Raw genomic sequence first — 23968 nt, forward strand, 5'->3', positions numbered from 1 at the left:
TGCCTTAAAAACTATCAAAAACTTAAGTTTTTTGTTACAATTACAAAGATATTTTTGTAAAGAGGACAAGGCAATGGATGATAAGATTATGTACACGCTCACAGAGAAGGTAAATGAGCTTTTAGAACGGTATAAAGAAGTTTGCGATGAAAATGAAAACTTACGCAACGAACTTGTCAGTGCTAGGGCTCAAAATGAGGCTAAAAATAACGAGATAGCAAGGCTTGAAGAGGAACTTAAAAATAAAAACATATTCAGCGAGGATATGATTAAAAAGATGGAAGCAGCACTTGGAAAATAAAAAGATCACAGAGGTTATAATCAATGTCTCCGCCAAGGACTTTGTCATAAAATGCTCTGAGGACTTTGCTAAGATCTTTGAGGCTGATATAGATCTGATCTCAAAGGGCACTAAGAAGATAGAATTAAAAGATATGATTCAATCTTTTGTCGCAAAAAGCTACGAAAACTACGAAATTCGCAAACAAATTGACGAGCTGATTAAGGCTTTAAATACAGAGCCTATCTTTAAAGTAAGTAAAAGATGAGAGGAGGATTTAGCTTGCTTGAGCTAATCCTAGTCCTTTGCATAATAGCCATCCTAGCCACCATAGCCCTTCCTTACATAAACTCTCCAAAACAAGATGCCATTTTGCTTAAACTAAAAGCTGATTTAACTATGATACAAAGTGGCATTGCAGCAGCTAAAAACGAACAAATGCTTGTAAATTCAGCTTTAAATTTAAGTGTGCTTGATGAGGCGGCTGTGAATTTAGTGGGCGAGAGGCTGTTTTATTGCTCAAAGGCTCAAATTTCAGCCTGCAACGGTGGGTCAAACTGCTGCACCACTAGCATTTTAAACTCAGGCATAGTATCAAACACAAAGGGCTGGCTAAAAACAGGGGTTAGAAGCTACCGCTTTTATCTAAGTGCTAAAAAATTCATAGACTTTGAATTTAATGCAAATGAAAGCAGTTTTGAGTGCTTGAGCCTTTGCAAAGAGCTTTTATGAATTATTACGAAGTAGCCCTCAAGGGCTTTTATTTGGAGGCTTTAAGCTATGAAAGTAAGGCAGAGCTTGAAATTTACAGCGAGGTTATTGTAGAACTAGCCAAAAAAGGCAGGGTGCAAGGCTTTGTGATGAAAAGGGTGCAAAAGCCAAATTTCGCCACAAAGCCCATTTTAGAGGCTACTGGCAGGTTTTTAAGTAAGAGCCAAAGCGAGCTGTCCCTCTTTATAAGCTCATATTATACCTGCAAGATAGGCTTTGTGCTAAGTGGCTTTGAGGCTTCAAAGCCCTATGAAACAAGCTCTGTTTTAATCAAAAATGCTCCAAAATTAAGCGAGAAGCAACTTAAAGCCCTTGAATTTGCTAAAAACAATGACACTAGCTTGCTATTTGCCGACACAGGCAGTGGTAAAACCGAAATTTACATATCTTTAATCAAAGAGTATTTAGCAAAAGGACAGCAGTGCTTACTTTTAATGCCTGAAATCGCCCTTACCCCACAAATGCAAAAGCGTTTGAGTGCGTATTTTGAGGATAAATTCATAATGTGGCATTCAAAAATCAGCAAGGCAAAAAAGCAAAAAGCCTTGCAAAGCCTAGAAAATGGCGAAATTTTGCTAGTAGCTGGTGCAAGATCGGCTCTATTTTTGCCTTTTTTTAAACTAGCCCTCATTATAGTGGATGAGGAACACGATAATTCCTACAAGGCAAATGATAATCCTCGCATAAATGCAAGGGATTTGGCACTTTTTTTGGGACAAAGGCTTAAAATCAAGGTGCTTTTAGGCTCAGCAACGCCTAGCGTAACGAGCTTTTACCGCCAAAAAAGCTTTCGTTTGAAAGGCACTTTTTTTCAAAGCAAGAAAAATTTCATCTATGATGAGAGCGAATTAGGGCTTTCTAGCACGGTTTTAAGAGAACTTCGTGTGAGTTTGAGGGCAAAAAAGCAAGCCATCATCTTTTTGCCAACTCGGGCAAATTTTCGTCAAATTCTATGTCAGGGCTGTGGAAAAACGATAAATTGCCCCTTTTGTAGCGTGGCTATGAGCCTTCACAAGGATAAGGCTGCTTTGAAATGCCATTACTGCGGCTTTTTGGGAGAAATAGCTAAGAGCTGTCCGCATTGCGAGGCTCTTATGCTTGAGGCTAGAAAGATGGGAACTAGCGAGCTTTGTGAGCTTTTACAAACCGAGCTTAGCACTGAATTTAAGGACATAAAAATAGCCAAATTTGACAGCGACACAACCACAACTCAAAAAAAGCTAGAAGCCATCTTGCAAGACTTTAACGAGCATAAAATCGACATTTTAGTGGGAACTTCAATGCTTGCAAAGGGGCACGATTATCATAGCGTTGATTTAAGCGTGATTTTGGGGCTTGATGAGTATTTGTTTCGTCCAAATTTTAGAGCCTACGAGGAAAGTTTGGCTCTGGCTATGCAAGTAGCAGGACGTGCTGGTCGCAAAGGTGCGGCAAGGGTGCTGATACAAAGCAAACAAAAGGGCTTTTGGCAAAGATACATAGAAAATTATGATGCCTTTTTGCGTGATGAGCTTCGCAACCGCAAGGGGCTTTATCCGCCTTTTTCTAGGCTTTTAAGGCTAGTGATTGAGGATAAAGACAAAGAAAAAGCAAGCAAGCTTTGTCAAAAATTAGGGGCTGAATTTAAAGAGCTTAAAAGCATTGAGGTAGTGGGCTTTGGAGCGTGTGGGATTGAGTTTATGCAAAATAAATTTCGCTTTTATGTGCTGTTGCGAAGTAAAACCCACACCCCGCTTATAAAGGCTGCTTTTTATGCTTCGCAGTTTAAAGAAATCATTGCTGATATTGATCCGATCGAGTTTAATTAAATAAAGTTTGTTATAATTTTTAGCCAAATTTAAACAAGGTTCAAACTAGTAGCTTTGATCCTGTGAATTTTTTAAAATTTCAAATTTTTTACAAAGGATTTTTATGGAATTTATCTCTACCTCGGCTATCATAGCCATAGTCTTACTTGCAATTGTCGTAGCTACAATCTTTGCAGGGCTTAAAATAGTCGCACAAACCGACATTTACATAGTTGAGAGGCTTGGACGCTATCACAAGTCCCTTTACGGCGGGCTTAATCTCATCATACCCTACATAGATAGAGTTGTAGCAAGGGTTACAAGCAAGGAACAGCTCATAAATATGGGGCAACAAGCCATTACAAAGGATAATGTTAGCATCTTTGTCGATGGCATAGTCTTTATCACTGTAATGGACGCTAAAACGGCTACTTATGGGGTAACGAACTATCAAATGGCCATTGAAAACCTTGCCGTTACAACACTTCGCGGCGAGCTTGGAAAGATAACCCTTGATGAAGCCTTTTCAAACCGCGACAAGCTCAACGCCGCACTGCAAGTTGCCTTGGGCGAGGCGGCACATAACTGGGGCGTTAAGATTATGCGGGTTGAGATTAGCGAAATCTCGGTAGGCAAGGACATACAAGAGAGTATGAATCAGCAAATGAAAGCAGAACGCGACAAACGCGCCATCGAGCTTAAAGCAGAGGCTGAAAAACAAGCACAAATTAGAAGTGCCGAGGCTTTTAAGCAAGAACAGGTCTTGCAAGCAGAGGCTATTGAAAGAATGGCAGACGCTAGAAAATACGAGCAAATCGCCCTCGCACAAGGACAAGCAGACGCCATAAGAATCATAAATGATGAGATGTCAAAAAGCCCCTTAGCTGCTGAGTTTTTACTCACAAAGGATAGAATTTCAGCCTTTACAGAGCTTTCTAAAAATCCTAGCAAGGACAAGGTAATTGTGCCTTATGAGAGTGCTGAATTTATAGGGGCTTTAAGTGTGATTAAGGATTTTTTAAAGGATAAAAAGGCTTAAAATTTGGCTTTTGCGTGAATTTAAATGTTTTTTGTGAATTTTTTGAAAAATTTAAAAGAAAATGCGTGAATTTTTACTGTGTTTTAAATGGCAAAGACTGTGAATTTTCAAGACAAACAAAGGCGGATAAGGCGAAGTATTTTTGAGCTATTTTGGTGGCTGATTAAGCAAAAAGCGATTGAGACTAGCCTTGATGGGTTGATCTTTTTGCAAACTCTGTCAAAAGAACCGCCCAATGAGTTGTTAGCTTAGCGAAGCAAGACAAGCCGTTAAAAAAAAGGATAAAAATGATAGAAACAATGTGGCTCTTCATCATAGGCGGTATCTTGCTTTTGTGTGAGCTTTTTGTGTTTAGTTATTTCTTGCTTTTTATAGGGCTTGGAGTGCTTATAACAGGGCTTTTAAGCTCTTTTAATCTTCTTAACTCACTAGCCCTTCAATGTCTAAGCATAGTGCTTTTTTCTTTCTTATCCTTGCTTGTGTTAAAGCCTTTGTTGAAAAGGTTTTCAAAGCCTAGCGAACAATTCATAGAAAATGCAAATTTAAAGCTGAAAATCGGCTCCAAAGCCCTTGTGGTAGAAAACGGCGTGATAGAATGCAGCGGTACTATGTGGCAATGCGACACCACAGGCTTTGAAATAGGACAAAGGGTGAAAATAGCGGATTTCAAGGATGGTGTCCCTCTTATAGTGGCTATAAAATAGGCTTTTAAAGATATACTCAAAGATCTAACTTAAAGGCTCTAAAACAGCGTGAATTTATCATATAGCTTTTTGCCAAAAAGCAAATCTTTAGCCTTGAAGGTATGCTTAGTAGCTTGTAATCTTAGCCAAAACAAAATATTCTTTTTTTCAAAAAAGTTCCTTTATCAAAAGCTATGTTCTAAATTCTAAAAATAAAGAACCTTGCTTGTAAGACCTCAACAAAGCAAAAGATATATTTTTACAAAATCACCTCTATAATCGCTTCTATTTTTGAAGAATTGACACTTGGCCGAAAAATTTCGCTTAGCAAAAAAGCTTTATTTTAAGTTCTTTATAGGCAAAGTATGACAAGAACAATACGCTTTATAAAAGAACCTTTACAAAGCTTTTTAACAGAGTCAAAAAAGCACCTAAAATGTCAAAAATTTAAATGTTTAAGATATGTTGAGTTCATTTTAAATTTAGCTCATTTAAACTTAAAGCAAAGGGTTTTTAAGCTAAATCCTGTGAAAAATAAAGAACAGTTTGCAAATTTCGCCAAATCTAAGAGAGATTTTGAGATCTTTTTTACTTAGCCTCCGCCCCTTTCTTTGCAAGAATTGATTTAGAGGCTAAAAAATGTCAATCTTTGTCAAATTCCTCATCAAGCTTTGTGTAAATTTTTCAAAGAAATTCATATTTTAGTCCTTAAAGAATGCGAAAATATTTCTAAAATGAGTGCTGATATGAAGTTAATGAGAGTTATTTTTTGCAACGCTTCACTCACAACTGCGTAGTAGAAGGTGCAAAAAGAGTGCTAACTAAGCGTGGAGTGGGGCTGGTCGCAAAAGTTTTTACTTTGCACTCTTGCAACTTTGCAAGAAGGAGCAAAGGTACATTATAGGGTAATGCAAATGAGTTTTGCAAACGGACGAAATCACATAAACGGCATAGAGAATTTCTAGGGACCTTACAAAGGCTAGATTAAGTCAGTTTCACGGCAAGAGAATTTTTCTTTTTACGCATTTGAAAGAAACTGAATTTCGATCTAATGTCAAAGTTAAAAACGAAAATTTGTATAAAATTTTGTTAAAATGGCTTAGGAAAAATCCTAGTTCAGTTTAGCTAAAAGCATCAATCACCAAAATTGATAAACCAAAATCCTATTAAGTTTAATTGAGCTTTAAAATTTTTTCTTATCATTGCAAAGTAAGCTTAAAGGGCTTAGTAAAATGACAAATTTTTGGGTATAATTTTATATTAGTCTAAGTTTAGAAAGGCTACTTAAGAAGTTTAAATATTAAAGGAAGATTATGGATTTTGTGATGATTGCTTGTACGCTTGTTGCGGTTGGTATTGTGGCTTATTATGTGCTAAAAAACTATAATCCCATTTTTATCTTCTTCTTTTCAGGACTTGTCATTTTAATGCTAGCCTTTTATCTAACAAACACACCTCTGCCAAGTACTCAAAGAAAACCAGAAGAAATAAGCTTTTTTACAAATTTACTTGATGGCTTTGTCTTTATCACAGAAACCTTTAAGAAAAATCTAGCCGGAGTTGGACTTATCATAATGTCAGTAGCTGGCTTTGCAGGCTATATGAAGCACATTAATGCCTCCTCAAAGCTAGCCTATCTTGCCAACAAGCCCTTGGCTAGGATCAAAAATAAATATCTAGTATTAAGTGGAACCTTTGTGGTAGGAATGGCACTGAAAATAGTAATTTCTTCTTATGCAGGACTTATCATACTTTTGCTTGCCTGTATATATCCTGTACTTATAGCCCTTGGAATTCGCCCTATAACAGCTGCTTCTGTGCTTTCTTTAATAGCCCTTGATTATGGACCAAAGGATGGAAATTCCATAAATATGGCTGATATGGTAGGCGAAAAAGACAATGTAGTAGGGATATTTTTAAATTATCAAATCTACACAGTCCTAGCCTATGTGGTGGTCTTAGCCCTTTTAATCCCATTTTATTACTCTTATATGGACAAAAAAGATAGATTAAGAGGGCTTGATAATGAAGAAATTCAAAGACCTGAGATTATCGATCCCAAGTGTCCTACCTTTTATATCTTATTGCCCTGGCTTCCCATTATCTTTTTATTTACAGCTTATTTTAGCGATGTAAAGCTTGATGTAATTACGGCAAATTTCATAAGCATAGCCCTTGTTTTTATCATTGAATTTATTCGTTACCGTGATGCTAAAAAGCTTTCAGAGGATATGATAGTGATTTTAAGGTCTATGGCTGAGATCTTTATAACAGTTGTATCCATCATCATAGCAGCTAGCATCTTTGCTGAGGGCATTAAAGCCTTAGGGGGTATAGGTATAATAGCCAATTGGATCTCAAATATGGGAGCCTTGGCACTCATCTTAACCATAAGCCTTTTAAGCTTTATAGTGTATTTTGCTGCTGTGATTATGGGAAGTGGGATTGCAGCTTTTAATGCCTTTGGGAGATTAGCACCTGACATAGCTTCAAAACTTGGCATTCCTCCCATAGTGCTTGTTTTGCCCATAGAAATGGCATCTTGCTTGGGAAGGGCAGCCTCTCCTATCTCAGGTGGGATTTTGATTTTAGCTGGTTATACAAAGCTAAGTCCCATAGCCCTTGTAAAAAGATCAACCCCACTTTTGCTTGTAGGAATGATCGTAAATATACTTGTGGCTTACTGTTTGTCTTTGTAAAACTTTTGTGTTATAATCTTGTCTTAATTTGATCTAAGTTATAACTTTAAGCTTTTTTAAAGGTTTTAAATTTAAAAGGGCTTACTTGAATTTAAATACTTTCAATTCAAAGAAAAGCTAGATATTTAGATCAAAAATTTACTAAAAAGGACAAAAAATGCCATTACTTGACAGCTTTAAGGTGGATCACACCATTATGCCAGCCCCTGCTGTGAGGCTTGCAAAGACTATGCAAACTCCAAGCAAGGATACAGTTAGCGTTTATGATCTTCGTTTTTGTGTGCCAAACAAAGATATTTTAAGTGAAAAGGGCATACATACCTTGGAGCATTTGTTTGCTGGCTTTATGAGGGATCATTTAAATTCAAATAGCGTTGAGATCATCGACATTTCTCCTATGGGTTGTCGCACGGGATTTTATATGAGCCTTATTGGTACGCCAAGTGATGAGAGCGTAAAAGAGGCCTGGGTTGCTAGTATGAAGGACATCTTAAATGCTACGCAAATACCAGAGGCAAATAAATATCAATGCGGCACCTTTAAAATGCACTCCTTAGAAGAGGCTAAAAGCATAGCTCAAAGTGTGCTTGATAGGGGCATAGGCATAATGGATACTCAAAAACTACTCTTAAAAGAATTTGCCTAAAAGCTAATCCTAGGCTTAGCTTAAAGGCATTTTTGCTAAGTTAGCCTAGGAAATTCAAATTAATTTAACACTCTACCTCAAACAAGCCTTATAAATACTTGCAAAAGCACACAAAGGCACAGTATGCAAATTTTAGAATTTTTTTACGAAAATCCACCTCAAAGCAAGGAGCTTTTACATAGAAAACTAAGCCTTGATGGGCAAAATACTGTCATTAAGGGAGCAAAAAATTCAGGCAAAAGATCCTTAATCTTAAATTATTTAGCTAATTTTGACAAAGAAGAATTTTTATTTTTAAATTTTGAGGATCTTCGATTTAATGAAGCTTGCCTTGTAAATTTAAAAACATTTATCCAAAAAAAACAGGCTAATCAAATTCACAAAAAGCTTAAAATAATCATTTTTTATGGGGTTGGCAAGGATTTTTGCTATGAGTTTTCTCCTATTTTAGAACTAACACAGTGCATAGTTGCAACTGAGTTTTTATCTTTAAAGCTTGCTGATTTTAAAGAGCTTTTGCTTGATTTTTTAGACTTTGAGGAATTTATAAGTATAAGCAAGAAGAATGTGCCTGTAAATTCACAAGTTGGAGCCTTTTTGCAAAATGGCAGAGCCTTTGGCGTGAATTTAAATGAGTATTTAAAGGCACATTTTTCACAGTTAGACTGTGAAATTCTAAGGCACATTGCAAGAAATTTAGGAGCTGAGTTTAGCACAAATGAGCTTTATTTAAGGCTTAAAAATAATTTTAAGGTATCCAAGGATAGCCTATACAAGGCAATAAGTGAGCTTGAGGATAGAGGGGTTGTGTGTTTTTTAAATCACAGTCAAAAGAGGATTAAAAAGGTGTATTTTAGAGACTTTGCCTTGAAAAATGCCCTTTGCATAGATAAAAATTTCAAGCAGCTCTTTGCAAATGTCGTTTTCACAGAGCTTTTAAAATTAAATACTAGGTTAAGTTATGACAAGGGCTTTGATTTTTATCTAGTAAGGGCTAAAATAGCCATTATTTTAAGTCCTACGCTTGATCTTGATCTAATTAAACTAAGGGCTAAAAAAATGCTTGCAAAGGCACTTGAGCTAGGCATTTTACACATAGTTTTTATCACTCTTTCAACAGAAGAGAGCTTTTATGAGGATGGGGTTAAGATTGACATTTTACCCTTTGATGTGTGGGCTTTGGGGCTTTAAGCTAAATTTAAAGCCATTTTTAAACCAAGCCTTTTCTTAAAAATCACCAAATTCTCTCATAACAAGTATCTTCATAAATTTAGTGCTTTTAAAAAGAGTTCATAAGAATTTCACAGTTTGTAAATTTTAGTGAATTTTTGCTAGGTTTGCTTTTAACAAGAGCTTGGCACTTGAATTTTACTTGAATTTTGCCTTTTAATATTCTTTGAAGTGAGGGAAAAATTTGCTTTTTAGCCATTAAATTTGCTAAAAGCAAGGTAGCAAATCCTATAAATTCACAGCTTGCATTGATATGACTTTGTTTATAAACTCGCTTTTATTATGTTCTATAAGTAGTTTGCTTGTTTATAAAGAAACAAGGCTTGAAAGAATATTTTAAAATTTACTCAACTTCTGTGAATTTTAAAAATAAATCATATATTTTTTCGTCTAATTTTTCATACCCTAAACAAACTTATTTAAAGGCTTTTTTAAAAAATGTTAATTTATACAAACCACCTTTGTCATTTTGAAATAAGCTAAAAGGCTATTGGCAAACAAGGCTCATAAAATTATAAAAGGCTATTTTTCAAAAAAGTATTGATTTTAGACAAAATACCATTTTGTCATTCTAATAGTGTGCTAAAAATTCACGAATTTATAAAGAAGTGCCTTGAATTTATGGCTTCTTCGCCTAAGGCTTAAAATGACAAAACTTTTTTAGAGCCAAAGCATTTGAGATTTAGCCTAATCTTACAAAGCCTTCAAGGCTAAATTTAGCCCTTTAAAGCTTGTTTTACAGTTTTAGCAAGCTTAGCAAAGCCCTCGCTATCATTCATAGCTAACTCAGCTAAGACCTTTCTATCAAGTTCTATCTTTGCCTTTTTAAGCCCATTTATAAAGCTAGAATAGCTTAGATCATTTTGACGACAAGCTGCATTTATGCGAACTATCCAAAGCCTTCTAAAATCCCTCTTTTTAGCTCTCCTATCCCTATAAGCATAAACTAGGCTTCTTTCTAATTGCTCCTTTGCCTTGCGAAAATGCTTTCTGCGTCCGCTATAAAAGCCCCTTGCTAATTTTAAAATTTTCTTGTGTTTGCGGTGGCGAACCACTCCTGTTTTTACCCTTGCCATATCTTTTCCTTTCTATTTGCTTGGTTCTTGGATTGCCTCTTGGCTTTCTTTGTGGGAGAAACCTTACTTGCACAATTTAGCTTCGTTTTGATTTTTCTTGCATAAGCCATAAATTTAGCTATCCTTGTTAAAATCATAACAACTTATTCACAGCAAGTTTGAAAAATTCAAGCCTTGCCTAAATTTTTAAAGTTCTTTAACTTGACATTTATATATGTCATTTAAGGGCTTAATTTAACAAGTAGCTAACCTTTCCCTCTTCTTACTTGCTTAAAGTAGTAAAAGGCTTTTGGCTTTACAAGCTCTATTCTTGCACTAATAAGAATTTAAGCCTTGCAAAACTTAATCTTGCATTTACACAAATCAAGCAAGATTTGCAGTTTTGCGTGAATTTTGGACAAATTTGCAAGAAAATTCAAGCAAATGTGTCAAATTCACACATAAATCTCAACTACCTTCCTAGCATCTTTTCGACAGCTTTTACATCGCTTGGATGCACATATTTTGTAGTGCGTAAATCACGCATCCTTTTGGCAGATTTTTTAGTCAAAATGTGGCTGCGAAAGGCTGAGCCTCTTTTGATCTTATTCTTGCCTAGCTTGAAACGTTTAACAGCACTTTTTACACTCTTCATCTTTGGCATTGCACTTCCTTTTTAAAAAAGGACAATTTTAGCTAAATTTGCTTTCAATAAAGCTGAATTTTTTAAAAATTTTAGTAATTTTTATAAAAATGACTAAATTTATGTCCTATGTAAAAATTTTAGCAAGTTTAAAATTTAAATCTTTTGAAGTTTTTTGGCTAGTTTTCAAAAAAAAAAAAAATAAATGAAATTATAGCTATAATTTAGGTTTTAAATTAAGCCTTTTATAGCAAAGATTAAAGTTTTGAATTTTAAGGATCTAAGCTAAGAAAAAGCTTATTTTTAAGGCATTTTAAGAACTGTGATTTAATAACTTTTAACACTTTGTTTTAAAAAAAGATTTGATTTTTCTAGGATTATTAATGAAAAAAACAGTCAAAAATATATCTCAAAGACTAGATAGAAAACGAGTTCTTACCTTTGGAAGCTTTGATTTATTTCATTTTGGGCATTTAAAGCTTTTAGAGCGTGCTGCTGCTCTTGGAGATGAGCTTTTTGTGGGAATTTCAAGCGATGATTTAAACTTCGCCAAAAAAGGACGCACACCCATAATGACCCAGCAAGAAAGAGCTGAGATAGTAGCCTCACTTCGCTATGTGAATGTGGTTTTTTTAGAGGAAAGCTTGGAGCTAAAAAGAGAATATATCTTGCGTTATGAGGCTGATGTCTTGGTGATGGGGGATGATTGGGCTGGGAAATTTGATGAGTTTAAAGATATTTGCGAGGTTGTGTATTTGCCACGTACAAAAAACATCTCAACCACAGAGCTTGTAAAAAGGATAAAGAGTGATTTTTAAGGCTCTTTTAAGGCGAACTTTTAGAGAAACCAAAGGTGTTAATGTCCTTGCAAGGACGCTTTGCTTTTTGGCAGTGTTTTATTTTCAGCACACCAAAAGCCAAGAAAAAGCCTTTAAACTAATGTCTTTCTTGCAAGGCTTAAAGCAAAACATAGCAAATTTTTATCTAGCTTATTTTTACTATGTGTGGGGGGATTTTAAGCTAGCCCTTTCTTATGTGGATGCTTATTTAAAGGGCTTAAATTCAAAACACTCAAACCCCACTTCTTTTCAAGAAGCCACTCAAAACTCAAAGCAAGATAGCTTACAAGATCAAGAAAGCAAAGCTTATTCAAGGCAAGATCAAAAAAGCCCACACTCAAAGCAAGGCAAGGAAAATTCACAAGAAAATTTTAATCAAAGCCAAGAAAGCATTAAAAATTCACAAACAAATCCCACACAAGATTTAACAAAAAACTCCATTGAAGCCCTTTATTTAAAGGCTAGAATTTTATCCTATCTAGGGCGAAAGGATGAGCTTTTTAGCCTTTTATCCGCACTTTTAAAAAAGAGTAACCGTATAAAAACTTGGAGCGAGTTAGCCTATCACGCGCAAACTCAAAAAGAATTCACGCTTTTACTGAAACTTTACGAAGAAAACAAAGACAATTTTGCTAAATTTCACGCCCACAAAGATGAGCTTATATCTTCTTTAAATTTCGCAGCCTTAAAGGCTCATTCTTATGAAGAGGCAAAAAAATTCACAAAAGAGCTTTTATTTTCAAATCTTAGAGAAAAAAAGGCTTTAAAAAGAAAAAAGCATTTAAGCAAAGCCGATGCCAAAGAAGCCTTGCAGGACTTAGATGCTACTCTAAAAAAAGAAGGCATTGAAATGTTTTTTATCTCAGGGCTTTTTTTGGGCTTAATTCGCGAAAAAAACTTCATAAGCCACGATTATGACTTGGATTTAGGGGTGTTTGAAAGCGATTTAGAGAAATTAAGGGATATTTTTATAAAAAGCAAGGTTTTTTTAATAAGCGATGAGGGCTTTTTTAAAGGCTTGAAACTCTTGCATATAAATGGGGCTAAGATTGATCTTTTTGTGCATTATGAAGAAGAGGGAAAGGTTTATCACGATGGGCATTTTACTCGTTGGAGCAATTCCCCTTTTAAGCTAATTGAGCGTGAATTTTTAGGGCAAAATTATCTTAGCCCTAAAGATAAGCATTTATATCTTAGTGAAAATTATGGGGCTGATTATCTAGTGCCTAAAAATAGCCTAAATTATAATACCTACTTAGACACCCCAAATATGCAAGTAACGCAAAAGGAGCATTTTATAACCGTGCTTATTTCCTTGCTTGGCACTGAATTTGCCCTGCATAATGAGGGACGAATTTTAGCTGCCTTAAAGGCTTATGGTGCGGATGACTTCGTGGGGGAGTATTTGAGTTTTAAAAAGAATTTAAAAGTAAGTTAAATGAGTAGGTTTTATAGTTTAAAACTGAGCTATTTTAGATAGATAAAGAAATGAGTATTTTGTCATTGCGAGATTTTATAAATAAAGTGAGTAAAAAGGTAAATGGTTTGTCATTGCGAGATTTTACGAACAAAGTGAGTAAAATCGTGGCAATCCACACTTTGCAAACAAGGCTTGAATTTGTGGATTCTTCGTCTGCTGTCGTAGGCTCGTCAATGACGAAAGTAGTATGTCATTGCGAGATTTTATAAATAAAGTGAGTAAAATCGTGGCAATCCATACTTTACAAGCTGTTAGAGTGGCTATTTAGAAAATCCGTGAATTTTTTTGTTTTTTTGAAAAAATTCACATTGTCATTGCGAGCCTTTTATATAAAGGCGAAGAATCCACACTTTGCAAACAAGGCTTGAATTTGTGGATTCTTGGCACACGCTCAGAATGACAAGGTGAGCGTGAATTTTTTGCGATTTTTCAAAAAAATTCACAAAAATTCACGCATTTTCACAAGAAAAAGCGTTTATAAGCAAAATTAAACAAAAACACAAAAAAGGCTTTTATTAAGAAAAATTAAACAAAAAACACAAAAAGCCTTTTAAGCAAGGGCAATTAAAAAAAGCCTTTAAAATAAAAATTAAAAAAAAGGCAAAAAAAGAAAGGAAAGCAAATGTTAAGAGTTTTATTTTACCCATTTTATCTGTGGGCTATGAAGCTTTATCATTATGACAAAGACTATGAGAAGGCATTAGCCTTTTATGAAAGGGCAAGGGTTTTTCACCCCAAACACGCGAAAAATCATTTCAAAATAGCGATGTGTTATTATAAAAACAAAGACTATGCATCTGCTATTTTAAGCATAGAAGAGGCTATAAATTTAAATCCCAAAAAACAGTGGCAAAAGCAGCTAGAAACAGCTAGGCTAAAAGCATCTGCTTATTTTTCTGTGTTTAAGGCAAATGATCCTTATTTTGCCATCATAGAAAATGCCAAAACAAAACTAGCCACAAAAAAGCATCCTAAATTCTACCTAGATCTAGCAGATGCTTATATGGCTTTAAGCTCTTTTAAAGAAGCTACTGTGAATTACGAAGCAGCCATTAAGCTTTTAAGGGATGAAGCTGAGCTTAAAAGGGCTAATTATGAGCTTGGATTTTGCTACGAGGCTATGGTTTTAAGCGAGTTAAGCTTAGAAAAACTAAGTCAAAAAGAAGAAAATGAGCTATTTAAAAAGGCTAAATCTGCTTACTCAAAGGCAATAAAATTTGGCATCCTAGCAAAGGAAAAAGAGGAAAAAGAGGAAAAAGAGGAAAAAGAGGAAAAAGAGGAAAAAGAGGAAAAAGAGGAAAAAGAGGATCTGGCCCGGCTTGGCATAGGACTTTTGCACGAACAGGCTCAAAGATATAAGTGGGCTAAAAGGGCGTATGTGAATTTACTTAAAGAACAGGCTAGTTTAACTGTGAATTTAAAAGAATTTGCAAGTTGGCAGGATCTGCAAGCACTTCAAACAGCCCTTGATAACAAGCCTTATTTAAGATACGAGTTAGAACACGATGTGCTTTTCAAGCTAGGCTTTGTTTATGAAAGGTGCTTAGAGCTTAAAGAGGCTATTTTTTGTTATGAGCTTGCCTTACGCGTAAATTATCTATCTTCATTTACTCATTACCGCCTAGCCCTTTGTTTGTATCAAATGGGCGAAACTCAAAAAAGCGTGAATTTCTTTGAAGAGGCTGTGAAAAGAACTAGCGATTACCGCGGTGAATGGCATAAAAACCTAGCCCTTGCTTATGAGCGTTTAGGGCAAACAGAGTTAGCCTTAAAAGCACATCTAGAAAGCACTCAGTTTGCTTACACGGGGGGGGGGGATTATGATTAAAGCTCACATAAGAAGCCTTCTTAGAAGCGATACACAGTTTAAAAAACGCCTTATCTACACACACTTCTACGAAAACGAACCCATCTTAGAAAAGCACATTTTATACGAGGTATTTCATGGACGCCTTATGTCTTGCAATCCCTATGCCATTTTTAAGGAAGTTTTAAGGGATGAGAGATTTAGAGACTATACCCATATCTGGGTGCTTTCAAGTGCGGATTTTATCCCAAAAGAGCTTAAAAGCCTTAAAAATCTCATCTTGGTTCGCAAGGAAAGTCATTTGTATCTGCGATACCTTGCAAGTGCAAAATATCTCATCAACAACACCACCTTTCCTTACTATTTCATAAGAAGGAAGGATCAGCTTTACCTAAACACCTGGCACGGCACAGCCCTAAAATGCCTTGGCAAATACATACAAACAAAGTTTATGGAACACGACAACACCCAACGCAATTTCTTACAGGTTAGTCATTTTGCCAATCCTAGCCTTTTTATGCAAGATGTTTTGTTAAGAGACTACGATGTGGCTGAGCTTTTTTCAGGAAAGGCTTTAATAAGCGGCTATGCTAGGATAGATCTAACCTTAAAGGTGGCAAGGGAAAATGAGCTGATTGTCAAGGGGGGCTTGAATTTTGGCGAGAATTTGGGTGAGAATTTGAGTGAGAATGTGCAGGATTTGCAAGGTGGAGTGGATTTTGTGGATTCTTCGCTTCGTGCTACGCACTTCGCTCAGAATGACAAAATTGGGGAAAATTCGCAAGGTGCTGATAGAGATTCTTCGTTTGCTTCGCAAACTCAGAATGACAAGGTGGGTGTGAATTCAACTGAGAATTCACAAAGTGCTTTAAATGTAAGAGATTCTTCGCTTCGTGCTACGCACTTCGCTCAGAATGACAAGGTAGGCGATAATTTAAATGAGAATTCAAGTGAGAATTCAACAAATTTACAAAATAGTGTGAATTTTGTGTATTCTTCGTTTGCTTCGCAAACTCAGAATGACAAAGATGGTGTGAATTTAAATGTAAATTCAAGCAAAAATTCAACAAGCTCACAAGCTTTGCAAAATTCAAACGCACATTCACAAAACTACGACACCCAAAACACAGCTCAAAGACTAAGAGAACGCTTTGGCATAAGGCCCACAGAAAAGGTGCTTTTGTATGCACCCACCTACCGCGGCTATTTTGGGGATGCAAATTTTGAGTATGAAAAAATTTCTAGTTTGCTAAAAACCCTTTCTTTGACATCTTTTAAGGTGCTATTTAAAGGACACTACGAAACCCTAAAATACATCGAGATTGAAAAGGACAGAGTATGTGATGCAAATGATAGAGACATAGACACAAACGAGCTTTTGGGCATAGTGGATCTTTTGATTACTGATTATTCAAGCATTGCTTTTGATTATATGGTGCTTGATAAGCCTATAATTTATTATTGCTATGATTATGAGGAGTATAAAAAAGAAAGGGGTATTTATTTTGACTTAGAAGATCTAGGCTTGTCCTATGTGAAGACAGTTGATGAGATTTTAGGGCTTTTAAATGATGAGAAGTTCTTAAATGCTAAAAACCGCTACTCTCATTTAAAGCAAGGCTTTTTGCCCCTTGAAGATGGCTTTGCCACTAAAAGGGTGATTGAGTTTTTCTTCTTTGATAGCTGCGATAAAGCTTATCTTTATGATGCAAGTTTAAATCAAAGCTACGCAGAAAAAAGAAGGGATTTGAAGGCTAGATTTGGGGTTGAGGTTCAAAGGAAGGCTTTGGATAAGGCTTTGAATTTAAGAGATTCTTCGCTTCGTGCTACGCACTTCGCTCAGAATGACAAGGTGGGGGAGAATGCACAAGGTTTGCAAACTCAAAATTTGGCACAAAATGGGGAGAGTGAAAATGAGGCTTTGAATTCACAAGGTGCTTTAAATTTAAGAGATTCTTCGCTTCGTGCTACGCACTTCGCTCAGAAAGACAAGAGTGGGGAAAATTCACAAGGTGCTGATAGAGATTCTTCGTTTGCTTCGCAAACTCAGGGTGGCAAGGTGGAGGAAAATTCACAAACTATTGCTAGAGATTCTTCGCTTTCTGCGAAAGCTCGCAATGACAAAAATGGTGTGAATTTAAATGAGAATTCACAAGACTTAAATTCGCAAAATTCAGTCACACAGCAAAGCAGAAACGAAAGCGACATTTTAAATTCACAAAACACCGTGAATTTAAATGCAAATTCAAGTGAAAATTCACAAAGTGCTTTAAATTTAAGGGATTCTTCGCTTTCTGAGAAAGCTCAGAATGACAAAACAGACGAGAATTCGCAAGGCTTGCAAGCTCAAAATTCAGCCACAAGCAAAGACGAAACAAGCCCAAAACACTCACAAAAAATCCTCTTCTTTGCAGGCTCATTCCTAGCAAATGGCATAACCTCAGCCTTTAAAAATCTTTTGGCTATTTCAGGTTTAAAGCCCTATCTAGCCATAGAAAAGGGTGGCATAGAAGCAGATGAAGCACATATGAATTTGTTTAAAGAGGCATCAAAAAATGTAATAGTTTTGCCAAAGGTAGGCACTGTGAATTTAAGTCTTGAAGAGGCAAATTATTTCTTAGATCAAGGCTTTTTATATGAAAGAAGTGAGGACATAGATGCTATCTTTGCAAGGATTTGGCAAAGGGAGTATAGAAGGCTTTATGGGGATACTAAGTTTGATTTAGTGGTAAATTATGATGGGTATAACCGTTACTTTACTTATCTTTTTGCCTACGCGCCTATTAAAAAATTTATCTATGCTCATAATGATATGCTAGGGGAGTTTTATAAAAAATTTCCCTATCTAAGGGGTAATTTTTATTTGTATAAAAAATACGATAAAATTTTAAGCGTTTCAGCTGCTACAAGCGATGAAAACAAGGCAAATTTAGCCTTGAAATACCACATAAATGAGGATAAATTCACACCCTTGCCAAATTTCATAAACCCAAAAGAAGTGCTTGTTAAATCAAAAATTCCCCTTTCAAGCAAGGAAAAAGGCTATTTTAAGGGAGTTGAGGTCTTTATAAATCTAGCAAGATTAAGCATAGAAAAGGATCAAGAAAGCCTAATCAAAGCCTTTGTTAAATTCCACGCCAAGCATAAAAACACAAGGCTTTTAATCTTAGGCGAGGGTTCATCGCGTGAGCATTTAGAGCATTTAATCAAGTCTTTAAAGGCTAAATCTTTCGTGCATTTGCTAGGCTTTATCCCTAATCCTTATAAGTTCTTAAAGCATTCTCAGTTCTTTGTGCTTTCTTCTAAGCACGAGGGGCAAGCCCTCGTGCTGGCAGAGGCTATGATCTTAGAAAAGCCCATAATTTGCACTAATTTTACTTGCGCAAAGGACTTTTTGGGCGATGATGAATACGGACTTGTGGTAGAAAAGGGAGAAGAAGGCATTCTAAATGGGCTTTTTGCCCTTTATGAAAACAAGCCAGGCTTTAAAAAATTTGATGTAGCTTTGTATAATGAGAAGATAAAAAAGGAATTTGAGAGGATTTATTTTGACAAGCCTTAAAATTTTAAAGTGAGTATCTTATGAGGCTTTGTGAGAGGGCGTGAATTTGTTGTAAAATTTTGTGTTAGAGGGTAAAGAACTAAGTCGTATAAATTCTAAGTTTTAACTTGTGGCGTGAATTTGTTGCGAATTTTGTGTGAGAGGGCAAAGAAGTAAACCATATAAATTCTAAATTATAAACTCTAATTTTTAGAGTGAAGTTTTTTGGTATTTTGTAAAAGAGTATGAATTTATTGCGATTTTTTGTGAGGGGGCAAAAAAAACAAACCATATAGGGTCTAAATGCTAAATTTTAGCTTGTGGAGTGAAGTTTTTGCTAACTTTTCATTTTTAGGGTGATTTTTTGGCATTTTGTAAAAGGGTGTGAATTTTTTTAAAAATTCACAAGGTTTTGCCATATTAAAACTTTTTAAATTTGAGATTTTTCGCAATGCTTAAAATGACAAGTAGCATTGTCATATTGAGCTTTCGCACAAAGCGAAATATCTCTTGCATTGTCATATTGAGCTTTCACAGAAAGCGAAATATCTCTTTTAAAATTACTAGATACTTCGCAATGCTTAAAATGATAAGTAGCATTGTCATATTGAGCTTTCGCAGAAAGCGAAATATCTCTTTTAGAATTACTAGATACTTCGCAATGCTTAGTATGACAAATAAAGGCTTGAGATTTTTCACCTAAAGGCTCAAAATGACAAAATAGTTGAGATTTTTCGCTACGCTTAAAATGATAAGTAGCATTGTCATATTGAGCTTTCACAGAAAGCGAAATATCTCTTTTAAAATTACTAGATACTTCACTTCGCTTAGTATGACAAATAAAGGCTTGAGATTTTTCACCTAAAGGCTCAAAATGACAAAATAGTTGAGATTTTTCGCTACGCTTAAAATGATAAGTAGCATTGTCATATTGAGCTTTCGCAGAAAGCGAAATATCTCTTTTAGAATTACTAGATACTTCGCAATGCTTAGTATGACAATGTGGCTCAGGGTGGCAATATAAAATTCACAATATTAAATTCTTGTCATTTTAAGCCTATAATAAGAATGTGCGAATTTATGGCAAAATGCCTTGAATTTATGGCTTCTTCGCCTATAAGCTCAAAATGACAAAACAATACTTTTTTGAAAAAGCTTCAAATTTCAAAAAAAATTTGCCATAAAAAAGCATTAAAATTTGCCACATTAAGCTTAAAAAGCTCTTAATTTTCCAAGCCTTGAATTTTTCTAAGATCAAAAAGCTCGTAATATGATATTCTTGTTGTTTCTTGCTAAGCAAGGTGCATTAAAACATTCTTAAAAGTAGTTAAAGTAGCAAATCCCCTACACACTTACCGTGTTTAAAATGAGAATTTTAAATGCTTGGCTAGATATAACAAAAAAGGGATAAGCAATGAGTGCTAAAAAGATCGGTGATGATACTTTCAGCAAAAGCCTATTATTAAACAGTTAAGCCCCTCTTAAATTTAGCACACAAAGCCTTGAATTAAGCCTTAAAATTCAAACTATTTTATCATTTTGCTAGCAAATTGATATTTTTAGCAAGCTTAATTTTAAATTTATAAATTTTTTTATTTATTTAAATTAGATTAAAAAAATAGTTTCAAAGCCTAAATTTAGTCCATTAACTTGTTTTTATTTGATAGCATTTATAAAATTTTGTTTTTTTTTTTTTTTTCAAAACTCAAATTTTATGCTATAATTCCTTGTTTAAATTTCAAAACGAAAGGATTTTGTATGAAGAGTTTGAAACTTTCATTGGTTGCTGCCCTAGCGGGTGGTTCGTTTTCTTTGGTAGAGGCTAAGTCTTTAGAGGAGGCTATCAAGGATGTAGAGATAGAAGGAAGTGTGAGATACCGCTACGATAGCTTCTATGACAAAAGTGACTCAAACGGTAATGTGGGTGATTATAACGATGTGCAAAGACACAAATTCAAAGCAGCCCTTACCACAGGAGTAAACATAGGAGATGGCTTTAAGATCGTAGGTACTCTTAGGTATAACGCCTCCACCACAGGTGAGGATGGAAGCGATGGAGGCTGGGCTTCTAGTACAGATGTCAATCAAGGTGCTGATACCTCTAAGCCTATAAATCTACAAGAAGCCTACTTGCAATATAGCAACGAGGACTTTGGTACCACCATAAACCTAGGTCGCCAAAGACTTAACACCATCTGGACTGACAATGACAACCTAGACGGCTCAGCCGGTATGAAGGCTCAGATCCTAAACAACTCCCTTGTAGGCACTACCCTAACTGCCTTTGCAGTAGATAGCGTGGATGATGATCCTGATTTTGTATTTGCTGATCCTGAGAATCCTACTCAAAAAAACAATCTATTTAGGTATAATATCTACGGTGCTGCTGCTATCTTTGATATGACAGAGGAAAACGGAGTCGCTGCTAGTTTGTGGTATGCTTATGAGCCAAAGAGGATTAATCTTTATGCTGTAACAGTTGGCTACACCTTGCCTCTTGGAGAGGATGGAAGCTGGAATTTACAAGCTCAGTATCTTGGAAACTCAGTTCACAATGAGATCAAAGATTCTGTCAAAGGAGGCTCACTTTACACAGTAGCTGGAACACTTGAAATAGCTGGCTTTGATGGCACCCTAGGCTACACAGCTTATGGTAAAAAGGATGCACTAACCGTAAATGTGCTTGAAGATACAGGAGATCTAATCACCCCAGGAGAGGAAATTCAAGGTCTTGAGGGCTCATCCTTGAACGGAAGTACTGGTAAGAATCAATTTGCCTTCGCAAGTGTTGGTTATACCATAAATGGCTTTAGGATTGGGGCTGATTATGTGTATGGTGGAACAAAGGCAGCTACTACCGTTGAAAACGGCTCAGCTGGTAAAAAGCAAGAAATAGTAGGAAGATTAGAGTATGCTCACACTAATAACCTAGTATTTTCAGGCTTTTACTCAAATGTAACCCACAAGGCTAAGCATTTTGACAGCACAATCAAAAAGAACAATATCCGCTTTGAGGCAAGATATGACTTCTAAACTAGCTTTTAGCTAGGATCTAGCTTAAAGCTAAATTCAAGCCACCGTTTTTGCGGTGGCTTTTTAAATTTCTTGTTTTAATACTTTTAACTATTTATGCTTTGAATTCATTTTTTTCGCCATATACCTTGAATTTACAAACTATTTTAATTCGCTCTTTTTACTTTACACTTTAAATTCACAAATTTTTTGAATTTACTCTTTTTATCTTGCACCTTAAATTCACACACTCTTTAAATTCATTTTTTTCACCTTGTACTTTAAATTCACTCTTTGCACTTTAAAATCACAAACTCCTTAAATTCGCAAACTATTTAAATGCACCTTACACTTTACACTTTAAATTCACGCATTCTTTGAATTTACTCTTTACACCTACACCTCAAAATGAACCAAGCTTATTATTCAACATTTTTTAATACCCACAAAGCCTTTAAAAAGCTAAATTTAAATCTTTCATAACTTAAACATTTTAAAAGGTTGTGAATTTAAAAGCTTAAAATTTCATTAAAGTTAAAAATTAATAAAGCAAGGCTTTAAATTTTTAAGCTCACAAATAAAACCCCTTGCTTTAAATTCTAAATTCAAGCTCTTTTGAATTTAAAAAATTCAAGTTTCTAAACCTAAATAAGCTATAATGTCTTTTAAAACAGTGCTTAGCTTAAAAGCTTGTCCTTTATTTAAAATAATATGTCATTGTGATGATAAATAATTAAGCAAAGCCCTTTGCAAATTTTTTGATTAAAAAAACAACACGCTTTTAAGCTTGCCAAGATAAACAAAGGCATTTTAAGACAGCTTACCTTGTATGATATAAGGCTATTAAAGCTAAGTGTTAAATTTAAGTTTTTAAATTTAAAAGGAAAGAAGATGCGTTTTTTGATCTTATTTTTATTGTCCCTTACATTCAGTATGGCTGATGCCTTGCCAAAGCCCGTAAAGCCTTACATTGAAAAAGCTCCTAAGATAGAATTAAGCGGGGAGCTTCTTTTTCGCTATGAAAAGCACAGCGGAAATAACAAAAACTCCATCCCAAGAGACAGAGGCTCAAAGGGAAGTCTAAGTATAAGTGTAGAATGAAAGCTTTTTTGTAGTCATTAAGGCTAAATTCACGCAAGATACTCAAAGCTTGTTTTTAAGCTTTTTTGTGTGTTTATTTTTACACCGTCTTATCAAATTTATACTTTTTCCAAAGCAAGATGATCAAAATGTACTTTTAAGCTCCTTTTATAAAAACTGTTTATTTAAACACCGTCTTATCAAATTTATCTTTTGAAAAAAATGGCTTAGTAGCTTACAAGGCTAGTTTAAAAGATCTTTTTTAGATAAACTTAGTTTTACTAAATTGTCTAAAAAAAGCTTAATTTTACTCAATGAGCTACATTTTAGCTAAGAAACGATGATTTTAGATTAGAAACTATGCTTTAAAATTTTAACACACAGCCAACAAGGCACTAAGCTAGACGGTTTCACCAACCAAGCTTACTAACTATGACAAGCTTCTTGCTTTGTTATATTCTCACAAAGCAAAAATACCTCTTTTGAATTTAAAATGGCTCAAGATACTTTGATTTGATACAAGATCATTTTAAAGTATGGAAAATTAGATGAAAAATAAATATATAATTCATTCCCTAATTGTATCAAAAGAAATTTAAGGAATTTTGAAGTATTTTTTACTTCGCCTTGCGGCTCGTAACTTTTGGAGGAGTCTTGATTTAAAGGCTAAAAAATCGCCAAACTTTGCAACATTTCTAATCCTTGCATAAATAGAATTTTACGGAAAATTCGAATTTTAATAGCCAAAGAGTGTGAAAAATCAGCAAAACGAAGTTTGTTTAGAAAATGAGTGGTGAAAGAGGGTGAGAGTTATTTTTTACAATGCTAGGCTCATAACTGCGTAGCACAAGGGGCAAAAAGGGTGCGTGGTAAGCGTGGATTGGGACTGGAAAAATACATCTGTGTTTTTACTTCGTTACCCCTCTTGTCCATTTGTGAGGAAGAATGCTAAAACGCTAGGCTGATGTTTACGTACAAGTGGTTAAACACTGCTTATCCAAAGTATTACTAACTATAATAAAGGACTTTGCAAAGCTTAACGAGTGTGAGATTTACAGTAAAATTTCAAAGCCTACGATGCCTTGGTTGATTTGTGTGCAAAGGCATAAGATAAGGCATAAGATTTTGTAAAACACTCTAAAAGTTAGTTTGCAAAGGGACACAAGCACATCAATGAGATATAGAACTTTTTTACTTCGTGTTACACACTCACAACTGTAAGCAAAAGTGGCTTTGCGAAGTTTAGCCTAGCTAAATTTAGAAACACAAAAAAAATTGGCTCAAGACAAGTTAAACTCAAATAAAATAGTCTTAAATTATGATTTACAAAGTGCAAAACAAGTGTAAATCTGTTTAAAAATTTCAAAGGCTAAATT

At 35.1% G+C, this 23968-nt stretch carries 21 protein-coding genes and 1 pseudogene; 19 read left to right on the forward strand and 3 right to left on the reverse strand.

Translation table 11 applies throughout. The features are described from left to right. Nucleotides 1–73: 73 nt before the first annotated feature. The 12 genes and pseudogenes from DMC01_RS01760 (at nucleotide 74) to DMC01_RS01805 (ending at nucleotide 9096) form a co-directional block, all read left to right on the forward strand. Nucleotides 74–301 (forward strand): hypothetical protein, encoded by a 228-nt coding sequence (locus DMC01_RS01760; RefSeq protein ID WP_142692578.1) that lies wholly within the window; start codon nucleotides 74–76, stop codon nucleotides 299–301. After that, nucleotides 291–548: a hypothetical protein gene (locus DMC01_RS01765; RefSeq protein ID WP_142692579.1), complete on the forward strand. Its 258-nt coding sequence runs from the start codon at nucleotides 291–293 to the stop codon at nucleotides 546–548. The genes DMC01_RS01760 and DMC01_RS01765 overlap by 11 nt, the downstream gene beginning before the upstream one ends. Next, on the forward strand, nucleotides 545–1012 hold the full coding sequence (locus tag DMC01_RS01770; protein ID WP_142692580.1) for a type II secretion system protein: 468 nt from the start codon (nucleotides 545–547) through the stop codon (nucleotides 1010–1012). The genes DMC01_RS01765 and DMC01_RS01770 overlap by 4 nt, the downstream gene beginning before the upstream one ends. After that, nucleotides 1009–2859, forward strand: coding sequence for a primosomal protein N' (locus tag DMC01_RS01775; RefSeq protein ID WP_142692581.1), 1851 nt, complete (start codon nucleotides 1009–1011; stop codon nucleotides 2857–2859). The genes DMC01_RS01770 and DMC01_RS01775 overlap by 4 nt, the downstream gene beginning before the upstream one ends. Before the next feature lie 103 nt (nucleotides 2860–2962). Continuing rightward, nucleotides 2963–3877, forward strand: a complete 915-nt coding sequence (locus DMC01_RS01780; protein ID WP_142692582.1) for an SPFH domain-containing protein — start codon at nucleotides 2963–2965, stop codon at nucleotides 3875–3877. A 14-nt stretch (nucleotides 3878–3891) separates the two neighbouring features. Next, on the forward strand, nucleotides 3892–4023 hold the full coding sequence (locus tag DMC01_RS15720; RefSeq protein ID WP_282432221.1) for a hypothetical protein: 132 nt from the start codon (nucleotides 3892–3894) through the stop codon (nucleotides 4021–4023). A 141-nt stretch (nucleotides 4024–4164) separates the two neighbouring features. After that, nucleotides 4165–4581: an NfeD family protein gene (locus DMC01_RS01785; RefSeq protein ID WP_142692583.1), complete on the forward strand. Its 417-nt coding sequence runs from the start codon at nucleotides 4165–4167 to the stop codon at nucleotides 4579–4581. A gap of 344 nt (nucleotides 4582–4925) precedes the next feature. Further along, nucleotides 4926–5156 carry a hypothetical protein gene (locus DMC01_RS01790; RefSeq protein WP_142692584.1) on the forward strand — a complete coding sequence of 77 codons (231 nt, stop codon included), beginning with the start codon at nucleotides 4926–4928 and terminating at the stop codon, nucleotides 5154–5156. Nucleotides 5157–5444: 288 nt separating this feature from the next. Then, nucleotides 5445–5685 (forward strand): annotated as a pseudogene (locus tag DMC01_RS14675) (IS1595 family transposase); the annotation flags it as partial. Nucleotides 5686–5873: 188 nt separating this feature from the next. Next, nucleotides 5874–7259 (forward strand): C4-dicarboxylate transporter DcuC, encoded by a 1386-nt coding sequence (gene dcuC / locus DMC01_RS01795; protein ID WP_142692585.1) that lies wholly within the window; start codon nucleotides 5874–5876, stop codon nucleotides 7257–7259. Nucleotides 7260–7416: 157 nt separating this feature from the next. After that, a complete protein-coding gene (gene luxS, locus DMC01_RS01800; RefSeq protein ID WP_142692586.1) occupies nucleotides 7417–7905 on the forward strand; it encodes an S-ribosylhomocysteine lyase in 489 nt (162 codons plus the stop codon). A gap of 123 nt (nucleotides 7906–8028) precedes the next feature. Then, on the forward strand, nucleotides 8029–9096 hold the full coding sequence (locus tag DMC01_RS01805) for an ATP-binding protein (RefSeq protein WP_142692587.1): 1068 nt from the start codon (nucleotides 8029–8031) through the stop codon (nucleotides 9094–9096). 755 nt (nucleotides 9097–9851) lie between these two features. On the opposite strand, the gene rplT is transcribed toward DMC01_RS01805, so the two are convergent. Together rplT and rpmI are read right to left on the reverse strand one after the other, a co-directional pair. Next, a complete protein-coding gene (rplT, locus tag DMC01_RS01810; RefSeq protein WP_142692588.1) occupies nucleotides 9852–10211 on the reverse strand; it encodes a 50S ribosomal protein L20 in 360 nt (119 codons plus the stop codon). 451 nt (nucleotides 10212–10662) lie between these two features. Next, a complete protein-coding gene (gene rpmI / locus DMC01_RS01815; RefSeq protein WP_142692589.1) occupies nucleotides 10663–10854 on the reverse strand; it encodes a 50S ribosomal protein L35 in 192 nt (63 codons plus the stop codon). A gap of 362 nt (nucleotides 10855–11216) precedes the next feature. Here rpmI and DMC01_RS01820 point away from each other — a divergent pair, with 362 nt between their 5' ends. The 5 genes from DMC01_RS01820 to DMC01_RS01840 all read left to right on the forward strand — a co-directional run bounded on the left by DMC01_RS01820 (nucleotide 11217) and on the right by DMC01_RS01840 (nucleotide 18521). Beyond that, nucleotides 11217–11651, forward strand: a complete 435-nt coding sequence (locus DMC01_RS01820) for an FAD synthase family protein (RefSeq protein ID WP_142692590.1) — start codon at nucleotides 11217–11219, stop codon at nucleotides 11649–11651. Next, entirely contained in the window at nucleotides 11641–13110 is a 1470-nt protein-coding gene (locus DMC01_RS01825) for a LicD family protein (RefSeq protein ID WP_142692591.1), read from the forward strand. The genes DMC01_RS01820 and DMC01_RS01825 overlap by 11 nt, the downstream gene beginning before the upstream one ends. A 50-nt stretch (nucleotides 13111–13160) precedes the next feature. After that, nucleotides 13161–13361 (forward strand): hypothetical protein, encoded by a 201-nt coding sequence (locus tag DMC01_RS01830; RefSeq protein ID WP_142692592.1) that lies wholly within the window; start codon nucleotides 13161–13163, stop codon nucleotides 13359–13361. A gap of 413 nt (nucleotides 13362–13774) precedes the next feature. Then, the gene (locus DMC01_RS01835) at nucleotides 13775–14980 is read left to right on the forward strand and encodes a tetratricopeptide repeat protein (protein WP_142692593.1); all 1206 of its coding nucleotides are present in this window, start codon (nucleotides 13775–13777) and stop codon (nucleotides 14978–14980) included. Then, nucleotides 14949–18521: a glycosyltransferase gene (locus DMC01_RS01840; RefSeq protein WP_142692594.1), complete on the forward strand. Its 3573-nt coding sequence runs from the start codon at nucleotides 14949–14951 to the stop codon at nucleotides 18519–18521. Before DMC01_RS01835 ends, DMC01_RS01840 begins: the two co-directional genes overlap by 32 nt. A gap of 409 nt (nucleotides 18522–18930) precedes the next feature. Here DMC01_RS01840 and DMC01_RS01845 read toward each other — a convergent pair whose 3' ends face one another. Continuing rightward, nucleotides 18931–19281, reverse strand: coding sequence for a hypothetical protein (locus DMC01_RS01845; RefSeq protein ID WP_142692595.1), 351 nt, complete (start codon nucleotides 19279–19281; stop codon nucleotides 18931–18933). Nucleotides 19282–20258: 977 nt separating this feature from the next. Between DMC01_RS01845 and DMC01_RS01850 the strand changes: the two genes are divergently transcribed. After that, nucleotides 20259–21533 carry a major outer membrane protein gene (locus tag DMC01_RS01850; RefSeq protein ID WP_142692596.1) on the forward strand — a complete coding sequence of 425 codons (1275 nt, stop codon included), beginning with the start codon at nucleotides 20259–20261 and terminating at the stop codon, nucleotides 21531–21533. Between the two features lie 870 nt (nucleotides 21534–22403). After that, nucleotides 22404–22613: a hypothetical protein gene (locus DMC01_RS01855; RefSeq protein WP_142692597.1), complete on the forward strand. Its 210-nt coding sequence runs from the start codon at nucleotides 22404–22406 to the stop codon at nucleotides 22611–22613. The last annotated feature ends 1355 nt before the right edge of the window (nucleotides 22614–23968 follow it).

This window comes from Campylobacter troglodytis (assembly GCF_006864425.1).
Lineage (GTDB): Bacteria > Campylobacterota > Campylobacteria > Campylobacterales > Campylobacteraceae > Campylobacter_D > Campylobacter_D troglodytis.

Coding starts and splice junctions, on each gene's coding strand:
- DMC01_RS01760 (WP_142692578.1), top strand. CDS start 74: ATGGATGATAAGATTATGTACACGCTCACAGAGAAGGTAAATGAGCTT.
- DMC01_RS01770 (WP_142692580.1), top strand. CDS start 545: ATGAGAGGAGGATTTAGCTTGCTTGAGCTAATCCTAGTCCTTTGCATA.
- DMC01_RS01775 (WP_142692581.1), top strand. CDS start 1,009: ATGAATTATTACGAAGTAGCCCTCAAGGGCTTTTATTTGGAGGCTTTA.
- DMC01_RS01780 (WP_142692582.1), top strand. CDS start 2,963: ATGGAATTTATCTCTACCTCGGCTATCATAGCCATAGTCTTACTTGCA.
- DMC01_RS01785 (WP_142692583.1), top strand. CDS start 4,165: ATGATAGAAACAATGTGGCTCTTCATCATAGGCGGTATCTTGCTTTTG.
- DMC01_RS01790 (WP_142692584.1), top strand. CDS start 4,926: ATGACAAGAACAATACGCTTTATAAAAGAACCTTTACAAAGCTTTTTA.
- dcuC (WP_142692585.1), top strand. CDS start 5,874: ATGGATTTTGTGATGATTGCTTGTACGCTTGTTGCGGTTGGTATTGTG.
- luxS (WP_142692586.1), top strand. CDS start 7,417: ATGCCATTACTTGACAGCTTTAAGGTGGATCACACCATTATGCCAGCC.
- DMC01_RS01805 (WP_142692587.1), top strand. CDS start 8,029: ATGCAAATTTTAGAATTTTTTTACGAAAATCCACCTCAAAGCAAGGAG.
- rplT (WP_142692588.1), bottom strand. CDS start 10,211: ATGGCAAGGGTAAAAACAGGAGTGGTTCGCCACCGCAAACACAAGAAA.
- rpmI (WP_142692589.1), bottom strand. CDS start 10,854: ATGCCAAAGATGAAGAGTGTAAAAAGTGCTGTTAAACGTTTCAAGCTA.
- DMC01_RS01820 (WP_142692590.1), top strand. CDS start 11,217: ATGAAAAAAACAGTCAAAAATATATCTCAAAGACTAGATAGAAAACGA.
- DMC01_RS01830 (WP_142692592.1), top strand. CDS start 13,161: ATGAGTATTTTGTCATTGCGAGATTTTATAAATAAAGTGAGTAAAAAG.
- DMC01_RS01835 (WP_142692593.1), top strand. CDS start 13,775: ATGTTAAGAGTTTTATTTTACCCATTTTATCTGTGGGCTATGAAGCTT.
- DMC01_RS01850 (WP_142692596.1), top strand. CDS start 20,259: ATGAAGAGTTTGAAACTTTCATTGGTTGCTGCCCTAGCGGGTGGTTCG.
- DMC01_RS01855 (WP_142692597.1), top strand. CDS start 22,404: ATGCGTTTTTTGATCTTATTTTTATTGTCCCTTACATTCAGTATGGCT.